This is a genomic window from Phocaeicola dorei (genome assembly GCF_013009555.1).
GTDB lineage: Bacteria > Bacteroidota > Bacteroidia > Bacteroidales > Bacteroidaceae > Phocaeicola > Phocaeicola dorei.
This window is the reverse complement of record NZ_CP046176.1, coordinates 5370354-5385068: the sequence shown is the minus strand read 5'-3', so window position 1 is coordinate 5385068 and position 14715 is coordinate 5370354. Positions and strand designations below refer to the sequence as shown.

Genomic DNA, 14715 nt, shown 5'->3' with positions numbered 1-14715 from the left:
AACAAATGAAGAAGATTATAATTTTATTGTCAGTAATAACGCTTGCTAGTTGCTCATTATTGCCTAATAATGGTGAAAATGATAATGAGGCCATAAAGAAGGCTCAGCAAACTGCACAAGAAAATATTAGTCAATATACTGACCAGGAAATAGCTCGTGCCAAGAAAGAAATCGACAATGCTGTAGCATCTGTGATTAGTAAGGCAGACTCAACATTAACAAAACAATTCACTGCAGTTGAAAAGTCATTAAATGCAAAAGCAGAGGAAACAAAAAAGGAGTTGAGTGGAAAAATTTCAGGAATCGAGGATAATATAACGAAAGCTAAAGCAATTAGTTTTATAGGAATTGCTATTGGAATTTTGGGTGTAGTTTTGGCGTTTTTTGCATATAGAAAAAGGCCTAGAACAAATGTGAATAGAGTAAAAGACATAATTACAGAGGAAATCAATACAAACGACTATATCCGTAATGAGATTCGCAGAATTGCAGGAGGACAAAGTTCGTCTTATCGACCGCAAGCCAGTGCCCCGTCTCAGGCAACAATTGATCGAGCTATAGAAGCATATTTGGCAAGTAAAAAATTTAAGGATATTTTACAGCAATATATTGCATTAGCAACAGCTCCTACTCAAAGTGTGGCAGAAAATATAAAGATGGAGCCGGCTACTACAGATAAACCTGTATATCAAATTTATGCAAAAGAGTCTAATTCAATGATTCTTTCAAGCATTCAAGATACATATCAAAAAGGAAAGTCAATTTATAGACTTACTATGTCAGAAGCTAACGCATATACAGCCGAGGTAAGTATATGTATTGAGCAAGAGGAAGTAAAACAACGTATCCTAAAATTTGACAGTCAGTATCTCGAACCTATTTGTTCTGTTACTCGCTCATCAAATGATCCCACTCAGGTACTCATTAAGACAACAGGAACTGCAGAACGTATCGGAGAAGAGTGGAAAGTCATTAAACCTATAACAGTTGAAATAAAGTAAACAATGGAACTTCATTATATTCTAGTGGTTCTTGTAATTATAGCAATTATAGTTGCACAGATATACATATACAGGAACACTAAAAAGAAGATAGCGACCTATAAATCAATATTCCCCAATAGTACATCATCGTACTCTATCGTTGAGAAAGAAATTCAGACAGAGAGTTGTAGCGATGATGATGACTATGTTGAAAATATTGATACAATAAGCGTATCTCAATTAAATATCAATACAAATAATGATACGCTTAAGGAGATTAGGAATGCTCTAAATATGTACCTTCAAAAAAATAAAGGAGCTGCTAGCGATTTTTATTTAATGAAAGATGTAGTAGAGCGATATTGCGATGCCGAAGAAGAGGAAATCAATATTCAACAGCCTATACCGCTATACCTCGGTTTGATGGGCACAATGGTCGGTATCATTGTCGGTATTGGTTTTATTGCTGTAAGTGGAGGTTTGTCTAGCGAATCACTTATGGATAATATCACCTCATTGATGACTTGTGTCGCAATTGCTATGGCCGCAAGTTTAGTGGGTATTTGCTGTACAACTCTAATTTCTTGGTCGGCTAAAAGTGCTACATCCAAGGTAGAAGCTGATAAGAACAGATTCTACTCGTGGTTACAGACAGAGTTGTTACCTGTTCTGTCTGGAAATGCAGTAAATGCTTTGTATCTATTACAGCAAAATCTTATGACCTTCAATCAAACTTTCCAATCAAATATTGAGGGTTTGGATGGTGCCTTGTCTAAAGTTGAAGAGTCGTCTAGGGAACAAATAGAGTTGATTACTCTAATCAAGGATATTGACATTAAACGCGTAGCACAGGCAAATGTTACAGTTCTCAAAGAACTTAAAGAATGTACTGGTGAAATAGCTGTGTTTAATAAGTATTTGCACAGCGTCTCAGGATATTTGCATTCCGTAAATGAATTGAATAGCAACATTAATGAGCATCTTAATCGAACAGCCGCCATTGAGAACATGGGTGCATTCTTTGAAAGAGAGATCAATCAGGTTGCCGCTCGCGAACAGTATATCAACGAGGTTGTTGCAAAAGTAGACGACACGTTGCGTAAGACATTTGAGAAACTTGCTGAAAGTACAAGAGAAAGCGTAACTCAATTGCGTAACAACTCTGTTTCAGAGTTCGATGCACTGCTCAAGCATTATTCAGAGCAAAAGGAAGAGTTTGCAAGAATGCTTCAAGAGCAAAGAGAAGAGTTTGCTGCTAGAAATGCTGAAACTACTGAGTTGATGAAAGAGATTCGTAATCTTGCCGATATAAAGGCAGTTATGGGACAGCTCGTTGAGTCAACGAAGGGTCAGACAGCAATACTTGAGAGATTGGTTAGTAGCCTTAAAAACCAGAATAATGGTGGAAGAAGAGAAGGTTTCCCCATCGAAAGTGCAGTGCAACATGTGTCCGCTCCAGTATTCCCTAAGAGCATAACTTATATGGTTGCAACTATAACTTTGCTTGCTTTTATGGCGTTTGGCTTATATGTATATAACTCTTTTATTGCAGAACCAAGGATTGAGGTTGTTGGCGTTTCTAATGAGCCTCAACAAACTATAGTTCCAACATCTACGCAGGTAGAGCCAAATATCAGTAATGACCAAACTGTTAATGTAGATTCCTTAGAGTCGACTCAAAGTGCAACACAGGAGCAATAGATATGGCAAAGGAAAGCAAATCATTCTTTTGGGCTAGTTACGCAGACCTTATGACAAGTCTATTCTTTGTTATGCTAACACTATTTATAGTTGTTATCATAGCATTGAATAATGCTCGTATTGATGCGATTGAGCAGACCGCTGAGCTGCAAGCGAAAATTGACAAAGCGGATGAGATAAACAATGCAACTCGAGAACTCGATACACAGCATTCGCAATACTTCCAATACTTCCCTGAATTCAAAAAGCACAAACTTGCAGTAACTGTGAATTTTAGAAGTGGAAGTGCAGATATGAATAGTCTTCCATCAAGTACAAAAGAAGATTTAAGAACGACAGGTAAGATCCTACAAGATTTTATTATTAAAACGACACAAAGTAACCCTCATATCCAGTATCTCCTTATTATTGAAGGACAAGCATCGAAAGATGGATATGCTTATAATTACGAGTTAAGCTATCAAAGAGCATTATCTCTTAAAAAATTTTGGGAAGATAACGGGTTGAATTTTAATGATAAAAATTGTGAAGTACTAATTTGTGGTAGTGGTGATGGACGTTTAAGTGGCACAGGACTTATGAGAGAATCAAAGGAAGTACTTAACCAGCGATTCCTTATACATATTCTTCCTAAACCCGGAAAAATTGGTGATTAATAAATGGGAAAAGATAAACGAACGCACTTTTGGGCAAGTTATGCAGATCTAATGACTAGTTTATTTTTCTTGATGGTTGTATTGTTCATCATATCAATCGTTGAGTTAAAACAAATTGATGCGACACCTCTTGAAGTGAAAGAATTAAAAGCAGAAAGAGACAGTTTATTGAACCTCAACTCTCGTATGGTACTTCGTCAAAAACAATATAGTGAAGAGTTGGATAGTATGCGATATCTTGCCAATGCAACACAAGCCCATATTGATAAGATAAATGAAATTAACGATGCTACCAAAAATCTCGACCAAAACTATTTTGTATACGACTCAATTAATAAAAAACACAAACTGAATTTTGTTGTACGTTTTAAAATTGATGATGATCAAATATATAACATTTCTAAAGTTGAGCGAGAAAAATTATTGTCTGTTGGTCAAGAGTTAGTAAGATTCATTCATAGTGCCGCTGAAAACACGCCGGAGGTTCAGTATCTTCTTGTGATTGAAGGTCAGGCATCAAAAGATGGAATAGATAAAATGGATTATAACTATGATTTAAGTTATCGCCGAGCAAGAAATCTTAAAAAGTTTTGGGATAATAACAATATCCATTTTGATAGAGATAATTGTGAAGTACTAATCAGTGGTAGTGGAGATGGAAGGCTCAGCGGCACAGGACTAATGAGGGAACTCGAAGAAAAAGCAAATCAAAGATTTTTGATTCATATTTTACCCAAACCAGGACAAATCCAATAATATATGAAACAAATACTATATATACTGCTCATACTACTGTTATCTGTAGGTTGCGCTCAAAAACCAGCAGCTCCTAAGGGTAATAATAACTATCCTGTTTCTAGTCCATCTTCTCGACCAGGTTCATTCTCTAATAATGGTCGCCCACCACTACCACATCAACAAAAAGGAACTTCTCAGACAAATAAAACTTCAGATGTCGGTAATACTACAAATGGTAGAGTTTTGTCTCCAAGTGAGATCTTTGAAAAACTATCATCTGCGGTATTTAAGATTCATACATCTACTGGGTATCAAGGGTTCCAAGGTTCTGGCTTCTTCATATCTAGTAACGGTATTGCAGTAAGTAATTACCATGTTTTTCAAGGTACCGCTGTTGGCTATGAAGACATAATACTTTCCGATGGAAGCTCATATAAGGTAACGGAAGTTTACCATAAGAGTCAAGACAACGACTTTATAATATTCAAGGTTGGAGTTAGCAGAAAAGTAAACTACATTAAGATCGCAAATAATACACCAAAAGTAGGAGAAAAAATATATACTATCGGAAGTCCAAGAGGATTGGATAACACTTTTTCATCTGGCGAAATATCACAGATAAGGGAGAACGGAAAGATTCTACAGATTAGTGCTCCAATTGATCACGGAAGCAGTGGAGGTGTTTTGCTAAATTCAAAAGGAGAGGCTGTCGGTATAACATCTGGAGGAATAGACGATTCTGGTGCCAATCTCAACTATGCCTGGAATATACAACTTATAAAATCATACATCCCATAGACTATATGAAGTATTAATTATAAACCTCATACTTCAGTATGGGGTTTATATGTAAAATAGAATGAATATGAAAAGATTTCTTATTTGGATTCTTTTATTAGGTTGTCTGTTGTCAACAACAGAGTGCTTAGCTCAAAAGTTTCAAGTTAAAGTAATAAAAATTTCTGATGGTGACACTTTTGTTGGCCTAAACAGAGATAACTTGCAAATAAAATTTAGGATTTGGGGCATTGATGCTCCAGAAAAGAAACAGGCTTTTGGGACAAAAGCCAAGGATTATTTGTCAGCCCTTATTTTTGGGGATAATATTATTGTTGATGTCCAAAAACAAGATGGTTGGGGTAGATATATCGCTTATGTTTATACTCTAGAGAATAAGGATGTCGCTCTTGAAATGTTGAATGCAGGAATGGCATGGCACTATACAAAATATGACCAGTCCGAGAAATATCATAATGCAGAAATAAAAGCAAGGAATAATAAAGTGGGGCTTTGGGTAGATCCACGACGAATTGCATCATGGGATTTTAGATAGTAGTATTTGGTACACTTAGAATGCTATTTCATACATTATGAGAAATATCGCTTTGCTATGAGGAGAAACCCATATACTTTTGCTTAGAAAAACAATCGAATGAAGAAGCAATTGGTCATATCAACCTCTATTGATTTAGTTCATATAGCGCCGGAGAAAATCGTCTATATTGCATCAGACGGTAACTACTCTACGCTTGTACAAACCGACAATGAGGTTCGTATGTTGTCATACCAGTTGGGCCAGATTGAGAAAATGATCTCATCGCAGCTCGGTAGCGAGGGCAATATCTTCATTCGTATTGGAAAAAGTCTAATCATTAATCGCTCCTACATCTACTACATCAACATTCCTAAACAGAAGTTGACTCTTTCGGATGTGTCTTCATTTAATCACAGCGTTACTGCATCCAAGGAGGCGCTGAAGCAGTTGAAGGAGCTATTAGAAAAGGAGGTTAAATAATTATGAAAGAGCTTAAGGAAATCCGTGATGACCAAATTCGCATTCTCGGCGAAGGAGGAACAAAGAATCCTTTGCCCCGTAGTGTATGGATTATCATCCTTTCAGTTTTAGGTGTAGCATTAATCGGTGTAATTATACTCTATGTAACACGCCAAAAGGAAGAGGTTATCCAAGAATTGAAGGCTCCTGAACCCGCACTGTTCGAGCCTGTGCGAGAACCTGAACCAATACTGCATAAATGGATTGGGGAAAAGACCGATTCGCTTGCACCGGGATATACCGAAATTAGAGACACGCTTATCAATGATATCCCTATTCGTATATTCATTCCTCACAACGCCGAAATGTCGCTGCATATTGGCAGAATGGACAAAGAGGATAAAAGTATTATATACGCTGCACAAGCTGCAGATGTAAGAGCGGACAACGGCGGAATCGTTGGTGCTTTCGTACTTAATGGAGAGCCCAAGGCATGGGGACTATCAAAGAAGGGATATTGCGCTTCAATTAATGGCAAAGTGACTATCGGTGTTGCTGATAACACATCTCTCTTCGAGGAGGCTACTATGCACAACGGCTATTTCTTCCGTCAGTATCCTCTTGTTAAAGATGGTCAGGTGATTGACAACGAGCCAAAGGGAAAATCTATTCGTCGAGCAATTTGTGACCGCCAAGGAGAAATCTTTATGGTAGAGACTGGTAGTATTGAATCTTTCCACGACTTTGCACAAGCCTTGGCTGATTTAGGCGTAGACCAGGCAGTATATCTCGTCGGCTCATCTGCCTATGGTTGGGCTGTTGATGAAGCTGGCGCTACCCACGAATTCGGTGAGGATAACTACTATACAGGTCGAAGAAGAATGCCTAAGAATACAAGTTACATTGTGTGGAGAAAGAGGTAAATGAACGATGAAATAACAGAATAGATACTATTTCATACACCCGAAAAATGATTTCGTACAGTTGAGAAATAATCTCTCGGTTGTACGATTTCTTTTTTAGAAATTTGTATGTGTAAAAATAGCTAAAGCAATATGAAATACGTATCCAGATTACTCTTTCTACTAGTAGCCTTAATGGCAATGACCAACTGTGGCCAGCGAAATGGTACACCCATTACTGAAACTGATGAACTTGTCAAACAAAATTCGATGTACTACTGGAAGACTACCTTTGACATCGACTCTACGGATGTGGCCTTTTTAGAAACGCACAATATTAAGCGTCTTTATGTTCGTATGTTTGATGTGGCAACAGAACAGGATTTCTTAAATGGAACGACAGAGATTGTGCCAATAGCAACAACTAAATTTGTTTCGGAAATGCCTGCTGGAGTGGATATAGTTCCGGTTACCTATATCACCATCGAAGCATTAAGAGCGATGAATGGAAAGGAAGATGAATTCGCTCCTCTGATTGTTGAGAGATTACTAGCTATGGCTTCATACAATAACTGTGGTGACATCCGTGAGATTCAGCTTGACTGCGATTGGACCGCCTCAACCCGAAATAGCTATCACAGATTATGTGAACTTGTAAAATCAGAGTTGGTGGCCAAAAATATAAAAGTGAGTGTAACCATAAGATTGCATCAGATGCAAGAGACACCTCCGCCTGTTGATAGAGGTGTTCTAATGCTATATAATACTGGTGCTTTGAAGGATCCTAACACATATAACTCTATCCTTCATATCGCAGATGTTAAGCCATATTTGCGCAAAACCTCATATCAGATTCCTCTCGACTATGCATATCCTGTTTATGGTTGGGGTGTGAAATTTAATAATGATAAATTTGTATCGATTGTCTCTTCAGAAGATAGTTCGGTAGCAGATAATGAGTATATCAGATATGAAAGACCAACTTTTGCTGAAATACTTGAAGTTAAGAACTTAGTCGAGAAGAATTTCGGTAAACCAGCAAGCGGGAACATTTTATACCATTTAGATAAAAAACAACTTGAAAATTACGCTCACAATGAAATCGATCAAATACTTGCTTATTAGTCTACTTGCACTTTGTGGTGCAAATGAGGTATATGCTTGCTGGGGACCTTGGTATACCCCCGGAGGATACTATATGTATAGGGCTAAAAATAGCCAACCAGAACCATCTATAGAAGTAGAAGGATATTATCCCGGATCGGGTAGAAATTGTAAGGAGTGGCAACTTATGACCTCTACAGATATCCCATTGGAAGATATATATCAGGTTGTCTATAAAATGACGCTGGATGAATTCGAGCGAATATATGACAGCAAAGAGGCTAATGGAAACAAATTCATTGAGTGGATTACTCAAAAAGACACCTCCATTCTTGATTTTATGCTTCTTGCCAAGACCAATGAGTATATACGCTTGAAGCGTAACTCTCGCTGGTATTATCCATCTATGAAGATTGGTGCGAGAATGACTATAGAGGAGATTGCTGAAAAGGCTCTAACCATCAATGAAACCAAGTTGCGAGATAGATATTTGCTGCAAGCAATTAGGGCGTTATTCTCTTTGGGAAGATATGAAGAGTGTGTTAACTTGTGGGATTCTGAAGTAGTACATTGGCCCAAGGATAATTTGATGCGTCAACTCATTCATCCGTATATAGCGGGAGCTGAGTTCCGTGTTAAACGCTCGGAGAAAGCCATAACATATTTTGCAGAACTTGGAGATGTCGGCTCAATGCTATTTTGTGCAGGTCGTGCAGGGGAGAATCTATCAACCATTGATGCGTTAGACTTAGTTTGTGAGTATGCTCCTAATAGCAGGTACATTGAAGGAACATTGCAATCATTTGTAAGAGAACTTGAGCCTCTTGGAGAGTACTATTGGGAGGATGATTATGAAGGCTCATTTGAGGTTAAAAAATTATACGATCTGTGTCTAAAAATGGCTAAGAGCGGAAGAAGCGACAATACGGGAATGTGGTATTACACGGCAGCGTTTTTGGCAGACCTTAAAGGAGATGTTAGCAACGCCTCATATCTTATTGGTCTGGCAGAAAACAGCAAGAGAACAGATTTTATTGACGAATCAATCAAAGTGTTCCGTATGTATATAGATGCGAAGACTCTACCTTATAACTCATCTTATGAGAACAAGTTGTTCTCTCAGTTGAAATGGTTGGATTCCAAAATTGTCAACGGTATTACCGATGAGGTCCGCAAAGAGACAGCTCGTGGTTATAAATTATTTAATTGCGAAAGTTTCTATTACTGGAACGATATGATGCGCAGAATTTTGCTTACTGAGGTATGTCCGAGAATGATTAAGGCAGGAAAGTCAACGCGTGCATTGCAACTTGCCAATATGGCCGATAACAGATTGTTCGGAATAGTAAACAAAAGAGAACTTTACGATTGGATTGAAAGTAAAGATGGATACGAATATAAGGTCTCAGAGGTATATACTATGTCTGGTTACAGGTATTCGGAGAACTTTAATAGCCACGACTATAGCAATAGTTTCTTTGAGATGATTGATAGCTTAGGTCTTAATACCGCGATTAGATATGTGCAAAATGTGCGAAAGCCTGTGTCAGAACTTGATCGATATTTGAACACTCGCGGCTATATAGGCTCTGACTATCTCAATGATATAGTCGGTACACAGTGCCTGCGAAATATGCGTTATAAAGAGGCCGTAGAATATCTCGGAGCAGTCAGTAAGGCGTATCAGAAGCATCTGAATGTATATATGGATTATGATCCGTTCAGCATTGAGAGGAAACCAATAAAATTAAAGTCTGAATTTAGATATGATTTTGCTTGTAAAATGTACTCTTTGGAACAGAGTCTAGACTTGACTTCAGAGCCAAATAGAAAGGCTCAGTTACTAATTGAATACGCTACTGGACTTCGAAATTCTTTTGATTTCTGTTGGGGATTAACTCAATATTATCGTGGTACTAGTTATTGGGGACAGGTATGCGAGAAAAGAAATTGGGAGAAAGATGAATATACACAAACAGCTCGAGGTAGAGCTAAAGAGTTGATAAAATTAGCTTGTGATATAGTAACTGATGACGAAGTGGCTGCCGAGATAAACTATGCCCTATGCAATTATAGGACTGTTGCAGATAAGTATCCTAATACGAAAAAAGGTAAGCTTGTTATCGGACAGTGTGATAATCTGTGCGATTATCACGCAGAATCATATAGAAGTCGATAGGACTTCTATATGATTTTTTATGCTATCCTGTCTGCACCTGCTTTGCCTGCCAAGCACGATGAGCGATGATAACCTCCTGCCTCTCTTTCTCAAGTAGTGCTTCCGTTTCGGGATTGTAGCTGAGGAACTCGATGCACCCACCATTGTAGCCTGTGAGCTTGCAGCGGATACCGGCTTTCTCCAATTTATCCATTCGTTTTTGTGCAGTCTTGGCACTTGAGTATGATAGTGGCCAGAAGTATTTGTCGCCACTATGTCCGTAGGAGTCTTCTCCAAGTACCATTTTGCCTTGTAGTCGCTGGCTGTTGTGGAAACTGAAATAGGCACCGCCCAATGCCTGACGTATTGCCTTGTGTGCAGCACCTTCGGGGTGCTTGAACACATCGGGCTTCTTGCCCTTGCAATCCAATTTCGGCAGTTCTACTTTATATGGCTTCTTGTAGGTGCCGACTCCTAATGTAAGGTAGAAGTTAGTGCAGAAGTAGTCGGTCATAGGATCGCTGTCATCGAAGTTGTACGACATTACAAAGTCGCATACATTCTTCATCACCTCTTTGGCTCTGTCGGTTAGGGTGTCGTTATTGTCAATATGGTAGTGGTTTACATCGTGGTGGAACACCACGCCTTTATCCTTCTTGAATGCCTCAAAGTCTGCTTTGACAAGGTAGATATGGATAGAGTTATAGTGATGCCTTGATACGGAGAACCTATACTTGGGATAGGTCTCCTTTATCCAGTTACGCACCAGCTCCACAATCTCAGGAGTGTGCTGTCCTTGATAGTTGCGATCTTTCCAACGATATTCGTTATATACGAAGTCGGTATACTCCTTTGCCGATGCTCCTGCATAGTCGTTTTCATAACCTGATGCATTTGCCGATACAGTAGTATCGTCCTTCCAAATCTCGTGGAGTCGTTCAAACTCCACATTGATCTGTTGCATCACTTCGGTGCTGCCGCCTTTGTCGGGGTGATTCTCCAATGCCAATCGGCGATACTCCTTCTTGAGTTCTGCCAATGAATGTATATTCTTAAAGTAAGCCATAGAAGTAGATGTTAGTAGGTTAATACCATTGTGAAATACTCCATACACTCGGACTCGATTCCGAGACCGCTGCAAGAAAGTTCAATATCGCTCTCTTGCAGGTCGTTTATCTCTTGCAGTTCTCTGAGGTGGCGTATCTCATCATTCAGATACTCCTTTGCGGTCGCTTCATCGCAGTTACACGAGCCACATATTCTTTCAATGATTTCATTCTCAGCCATAGTAGTAAGTATTAAGATTGTGATTTGAAATAGAGTTCTCGTTGGGTATCGTAGTCTTGACTATTCCACCAATCATTGCAGGCATCTACAAAGGATTGTGAGCCGTCTTCCGATGAGTAGTCAGCCTCGTGCAAGCCTGTTATACTTTCCAATGTGATAAAGTCAAGGTCTTTCCACCAATCTTGCATCTTCTGTTTGTAATCGCTCAAGGTGCAGAAATTCTGACTCTGTTCACAGTCTGCGCACCATTTGCAGTCCGTATCGTCATCATCTACATCACTTAGATACTCATTGGTATTGGCATTTACCCAAACCTGAATCTCAATTTTTCTTGAACCGCAAGCATCACAAACATATACATCATCATCGTGTGGTTCCTCTCTTGTAGCCTTGCCGTCATAGAGTGCCACAGCACGATTGACAAGCAGTTCGCTGTTGTTGTCCGAGAGTTCGGCATAGAATCGTTCTGCCGCTCCGAGTATTGATTTACTTGCAAGGGAGTTCCATTTCTCCCAGAAGTGTTTATAAGCACCTCCGAAGGTAATCTTGCACTCTTCCTCGCTCCAAGCATTCCACATATAGTAGTGGAAGCTCGATACTGCATTTACAGGGTCTAATCTCATAGTCGTAATCTTTAAGCGTTATTATCTGTGTCCTCTTCCAACTGCTGCCATACGGCATCATATATCTCATATAGCCAGTCGATGTTTGATGCTCCAAGTTCAAACGGAGTATGGCAGGTAGCCTCAAAGTTTGTCTCTTTCTCGTGGGCTATAACAGTCATACTGTTGTCCGTCACTTGAATACCTGTTACCTTGCACTCAAACGGGTCGGCATTATTGTCAAACCATATCACCCATACAGGATCATCCTGCTCTTCGGGGAAGGTAATCTCTGTCAGCCCATGCGAGTAGAGCAACTGCCTTATGGCATCTATGATGTCCTTACGTAGTGTCTCTATCCTGTCGGAGAAGTCCATCTTCAGACGCTTCGGCTTTTGTTTCTTCTCCAACTCTGTGTAGGATAGAATCTGCATATCGGGGTGAACATCGAACTTCCAATCCACCTCGTCATCATCGAGTGTGGTGTGGATGTTTCCACCCAATAACAGTCCGCAATCTCTTGTTACCATTGTGCGTGCTTCATTGCGGTCATCTGCCGCTACGGTGTAAGTACCCTCGAAGAGGTATCTTACCTTTACTTCAACCTTTTTCATATATTGATATTTTTATGGTTAATACTGATTAGTTTGCCGGAACAATGCTTACCTGCTTTCCAAAGAAGGAGTCGCAGACACCATATACATGCTTGATAGAGCAATCATACTCGGAGCGTTCATTGTCAAGTCGCAGGCGGAAACCGTAGCCGTCCTTGCGTGCCTTATCCAGTCGGATTCTTACATCGCTCTTGAGTTCCATCTCTATCAGACTGCCACCGCCATACATCGAGCTGAACAGCCCGCAGGTATTACCTTTGGGAATGATGACCTCCTTTATTTTGAAGTCGGCATCGTAGAGGTCTCTGAGGTTTACAAGCCCTATGTAGGTAAGTAGGTTGGCTCCACAGCAGGAGTTCTCCAACTCCCGGCAGAAATCCTCGTAGGATACCTGCTCCTTGCCGTCACGATACTTCTTGTTCGGGAATCTGCCATATACGGTGTAGCCTTTCTCGGTCAATGCTTTCTTTACCTTTGCAGGGTTGAGGCGAAGAGTATCTATCATATCCCCGAAGTAACTCTCCTTGTATCGGAAGCCACCTTGCGACTCCAACCAGCAGGAGTTGATGCAGTCGTAGTTGGATAGCATCTCCACCCGTACAGGAATATCTCTGGTGTTCTTGATAAGGTCGTTTACCGTTGTGGAGTCGTCACGCTCGCGTATCTCATCCCTTATCTCATCGTCGTGTTCCTCAAAGAAGGCTTCAACCTCTTCCTCCTCGAAGTCGTGGAAGTCGATGCAGTGGCTTTCCAGTTCTTTGATAATCTCCTGTGTCGCCTGCTCCTCGGCATCCTCATACCAATCCTCAACCTTTGACCACAGATCTTCGCAGCCTTGCTTTTCAAGGCATTGTTGCAAGAGGTCTCTGCTCTCATCAAAACTTTCCCGATAGTCCACCCATACGAGGGTATACTTCTCGTCCATTATGCTTTCGATGAACTCCATTGTGAGTGTTTTCTTTGCTTCGTTCATTTGTCGTTACCTGTGTACGGCAGGATTCTGTTTCCCGTACATATGTCTATAAATGTGAAGAGCGACCTTGTGGCCGCCCTTCGGTTACTCTTTACCGTTGAATATCTCTTCGTATCTCTCTTTCTCCATCTCCGTTTCACCCTTGAAACTGAAATGTGCCGTATATCGGTATCCTGTTCGGGGACTGCCACCGAACTTCCGGATTGCCATATCTATCTCCCAATCCACTTCGCCTATGCCGAGTGATATGCGGTCATAGTGCAGCAGGTGGTGAGCCAGTCGCAGTGCAGAGTCGGTCTTTCTCTCTTGCCTCAGATGGTCGAAGGCTCGTATCGCTATCTCTCTGTTGGATGCCTTGATTGTCGTTTCCATATTCTTTGATGGTTAGTTGAACACTCGCTCATCGTTCTCTTTATCCTTTGCTGCAAGCATACAGAACGGCATATCCAATATGCGATGTGAGAAGCACATATCGGAGTTGTAGTCCGTGCGTTGCCACAGCGTGAACCTCTCATCGGCAAACGACCATCGGAAATATCCCGACAGTGAGCCGAACTGAGGGTTTACATTCCTTGCTATGAGATACCTGTTCACATCCATAATGTGCTTTGCTATGAGTATAATGTTTAGTATCTCCACAAATGCCAACTGCGAGTATGGGTCAATCGGCATTACCGGTCCTTTGAAACTGATTTCCATATATCCTTTATTTTTAGTTGTAGTTATCATCGAATATCTCATACTGAAGAGGAAGCATATCGCAGAAGTTGCCCGATATGCCCGTATATACCAGAGCATCGTCGGCGATGTCGGCAAGTTCCTCTTCGGTCTCTTGTATGGTGTTACCGTATATATCCTGATAGTGCGATACCATCATATGCGGATCATCGGTTGTGATGTCATATCCGAAGTGTTCGCTCCATGTGACGAAATACTCCCTTTCGTTCTCATCGAGCCTTTCCATGGCATCGCGTATCTCAAAGAAGTTGGGACATATCCATTCACGCCTTATCAAGTAGTCGGGTACGTTCTCCCATCTGGTATATCTGTACTCTGGTTCCTCTTCTTCGGGAAAGAGGTCGGAGCAGGCACAGAGAAACTCTCCCATATCGCTATAGTCGGACATCTGTACCCAGTAGTCCTTGTACTCTTTCCCGTCCAGGATGTGCTGCGTGGTTACGGCAACTTCGGCATTGCTTAAATCCATATTTTCCATAGACTTT

The 14715-nt window shown here is 40.4% G+C and carries 18 protein-coding genes; 10 read left to right on the top strand and 8 right to left on the bottom strand.

The features are described 5' to 3' along the window. The first annotated feature begins 5 nt into the window (after positions 1-5). The 10 genes from GKD17_RS22100 to GKD17_RS22055 all read left to right on the top strand — a co-directional run bounded on the left by GKD17_RS22100 (position 6) and on the right by GKD17_RS22055 (position 10037). Positions 6-1001, top strand: coding sequence for a hypothetical protein (locus GKD17_RS22100; protein WP_007834000.1), 996 nt, complete (start codon positions 6-8; stop codon positions 999-1001). Positions 1002-1004: 3 nt separating this feature from the next. Further along, complete coding sequence (locus GKD17_RS22095; protein ID WP_007833998.1) at positions 1005-2684, top strand: hypothetical protein; 1680 nt, start codon at positions 1005-1007, stop codon at positions 2682-2684. 2 nt (positions 2685-2686) lie between these two features. After that, a complete protein-coding gene (locus tag GKD17_RS22090; protein ID WP_007833996.1) occupies positions 2687-3340 on the top strand; it encodes an OmpA family protein in 654 nt (217 codons plus the stop codon). A gap of 3 nt (positions 3341-3343) precedes the next feature. Then, complete coding sequence (locus GKD17_RS22085) at positions 3344-4096, top strand: flagellar motor protein MotB (RefSeq protein WP_007833994.1); 753 nt, start codon at positions 3344-3346, stop codon at positions 4094-4096. A gap of 3 nt (positions 4097-4099) precedes the next feature. Continuing rightward, the gene (locus GKD17_RS22080; protein ID WP_007833992.1) at positions 4100-4876 is read left to right on the top strand and encodes a S1C family serine protease; all 777 of its coding nucleotides are present in this window, start codon (positions 4100-4102) and stop codon (positions 4874-4876) included. Positions 4877-4943: 67 nt separating this feature from the next. Continuing rightward, positions 4944-5411, top strand: coding sequence for a thermonuclease family protein (locus GKD17_RS22075; RefSeq protein WP_032936045.1), 468 nt, complete (start codon positions 4944-4946; stop codon positions 5409-5411). 99 nt (positions 5412-5510) lie between these two features. Then, a complete protein-coding gene (locus GKD17_RS22070; protein WP_007833989.1) occupies positions 5511-5873 on the top strand; it encodes a LytTR family transcriptional regulator DNA-binding domain-containing protein in 363 nt (120 codons plus the stop codon). 2 nt (positions 5874-5875) lie between these two features. Next, on the top strand, positions 5876-6775 hold the full coding sequence (locus tag GKD17_RS22065) for a phosphodiester glycosidase family protein (protein ID WP_007833987.1): 900 nt from the start codon (positions 5876-5878) through the stop codon (positions 6773-6775). A 174-nt stretch (positions 6776-6949) separates the two neighbouring features. Then, on the top strand, positions 6950-7879 hold the full coding sequence (locus tag GKD17_RS22060; RefSeq protein WP_170272850.1) for a hypothetical protein: 930 nt from the start codon (positions 6950-6952) through the stop codon (positions 7877-7879). Beyond that, complete coding sequence (locus GKD17_RS22055) at positions 7869-10037, top strand: hypothetical protein (protein ID WP_235778227.1); 2169 nt, start codon at positions 7869-7871, stop codon at positions 10035-10037. Before GKD17_RS22060 ends, GKD17_RS22055 begins: the two co-directional genes overlap by 11 nt. Positions 10038-10059: 22 nt before the next feature. Here GKD17_RS22055 and GKD17_RS22050 read toward each other — a convergent pair whose 3' ends face one another. The 8 genes from GKD17_RS22050 to GKD17_RS22015 form a co-directional block, all read right to left on the bottom strand. Further along, on the bottom strand, positions 10060-11082 hold the full coding sequence (locus GKD17_RS22050; protein WP_007833979.1) for an LPD29 domain-containing protein: 1023 nt from the start codon (positions 11080-11082) through the stop codon (positions 10060-10062). 11 nt (positions 11083-11093) lie between these two features. Next, positions 11094-11303, bottom strand: a complete 210-nt coding sequence (locus GKD17_RS22045) for a hypothetical protein (protein ID WP_007833977.1) — start codon at positions 11301-11303, stop codon at positions 11094-11096. 11 nt (positions 11304-11314) lie between these two features. Then, positions 11315-11926 carry a hypothetical protein gene (locus GKD17_RS22040; RefSeq protein WP_032935931.1) on the bottom strand — a complete coding sequence of 204 codons (612 nt, stop codon included), beginning with the start codon at positions 11924-11926 and terminating at the stop codon, positions 11315-11317. 11 nt (positions 11927-11937) lie between these two features. Continuing rightward, entirely contained in the window at positions 11938-12519 is a 582-nt protein-coding gene (locus tag GKD17_RS22035) for a hypothetical protein (protein WP_007833975.1), read from the bottom strand. Between the two features lie 28 nt (positions 12520-12547). Beyond that, positions 12548-13492, bottom strand: a complete 945-nt coding sequence (locus tag GKD17_RS22030) for a hypothetical protein (RefSeq protein WP_007833974.1) — start codon at positions 13490-13492, stop codon at positions 12548-12550. Between the two features lie 84 nt (positions 13493-13576). Further along, positions 13577-13864 (bottom strand): hypothetical protein, encoded by a 288-nt coding sequence (locus GKD17_RS22025; RefSeq protein WP_007833973.1) that lies wholly within the window; start codon positions 13862-13864, stop codon positions 13577-13579. A 12-nt stretch (positions 13865-13876) separates the two neighbouring features. Beyond that, a complete protein-coding gene (locus GKD17_RS22020) occupies positions 13877-14191 on the bottom strand; it encodes a hypothetical protein (RefSeq protein WP_005794123.1) in 315 nt (104 codons plus the stop codon). Positions 14192-14204: 13 nt separating this feature from the next. Continuing rightward, a complete protein-coding gene (locus GKD17_RS22015; RefSeq protein WP_007833971.1) occupies positions 14205-14708 on the bottom strand; it encodes a hypothetical protein in 504 nt (167 codons plus the stop codon). Positions 14709-14715 lie beyond the last annotated feature (7 nt).